Origin of the sequence: Nonomuraea antri (assembly GCF_013283785.1) — a bacterium.
GTDB classification, from domain to species: domain Bacteria; phylum Actinomycetota; class Actinomycetes; order Streptosporangiales; family Streptosporangiaceae; genus Nonomuraea; species Nonomuraea antri.
On record NZ_JABCPZ010000537.1, the window covers coordinates 1 to 1,306 of the forward strand.

At 71.2% G+C, this 1,306-nt stretch carries 2 protein-coding genes; both read right to left on the minus strand.

What is annotated here, in order from left to right; all coding sequences use genetic code 11:
* A partial coding sequence (locus HII36_RS55200) for a serine hydrolase domain-containing protein (protein ID WP_173531389.1) occupies positions 1 to 610 on the minus strand: 610 nt, incomplete at its 3' end.
* Positions 611 to 756: 146 nt separating this feature from the next.
* Positions 757 to 1,221, minus strand: a complete 465-nt coding sequence (locus HII36_RS55205) for a hypothetical protein (RefSeq protein ID WP_173531390.1) — start codon at positions 1,219 to 1,221, stop codon at positions 757 to 759.
* Between the last annotated feature and the right edge of the window lie 85 nt (positions 1,222 to 1,306).

The following is a 1,306-nucleotide window of genomic DNA, read 5'->3' on the forward strand; positions in this document are numbered from 1 at the left end:
CGGTGACGCGGGAGACCAGGACGCCGAGCAGGTCGTTGCTGATCTGGTACTGCCAGCGCTGGCCGGGCTGGTGCATGAGGGGCAGTTCGCCCAGGCGGCGCATCCACTCATCGGGTTCGGGCATCGGAGTGGGCAGGTTGGGGGTCAGGCCCTGTTCGAAGACCGCGTTCATGATCGGGGTGCCGATCGAGGTCATGTCCATGCCGAGCCCGAAGGTGGAGGTGAGCACGTCCCGCACGGTGATCGGACGGCGCGCCGGAACCGTCTCATCGAGGGGGGCGTCGATACGGGCGAGCACCCGCCGATCGGCCAGCTCCGGCAGCCACCGGTCAACCGGGTCGTCGAACCGCAACCGGCACTCATCCACCAGCACCATCGCCGCGGCCGCCGTGACCGGCTTGGACGTGGACGCCATGCGGAAAATCGTGTTACGGCTCATCGGGGCGCCGCCTTCGTGGCGCATCGTGCCGAGAACTTCGACGTGGGTCTCCTCGCCCCGGCTGACCAGAGCGACCAGGCCCGGGATGCGTCCGGAGTCGACGTGCCTGGCCAGGGTGTCACGCATCCTGCGCAGCCCGGCCGCCGAGAAGCCGTTGTCGTTCACGCTCATGGTCGATCTCCCTGCCGTAGGTGTCTCCGCGGGCCGGTGCGCCCCGCTCATGACGTTCACCTTCGCGGGAGGCTCTGATACGGAACCGATGCCGCCCTGACGCGGCCACTGACACAGCACGGCGGTCCCATCGCGCCGGCCTTCGCCTAGTACGTGGTCGCCCGCTGATCCGGGAGTTCGAGTCGCCGTCGCGCGTCCGCGACCGCCGCCGCGGCCCAGGCGCGGAACGCCTCGCGATCGCCGGTCGGCTCGACGCAGGCGCGGGTCCCGGCCTGCAGGTCGGCGAGCCACTTGAGGCCGTCGGCGTCCTCGTCCAGCACGGCCGCGAAGTGTGCGCGCGCGGCTTCGGCGGCACCGGCCAGCGCGGCCGCGACCCCGGCGTGATACCGATCCCACGGCGTCGGACGAGCCGGCATCGAGGCGAAGAGGAAGTCCGAGACGGCGGCGACGTCGACGAACGTCCGCCGATACGCCTCGACGCGGTCCACCGCCAGCGCGCACTGCCGCCTGATCGACTGCGAGAACTGCGCCTCGCCCAGAAAGTCGGCGCTCTCCCGGCCCGGATGCAGGACGTCGAACCTGAGCAGCTCACGTCCTGCCTGCGCGATCAACCGCGAAGCAGGCGACGCGGCCACGAGTGGTCAGCGCGGCTTCGGCGGGTCGGTCTTGGCCGGGGCGGGGGGATCGGTCTGGGCC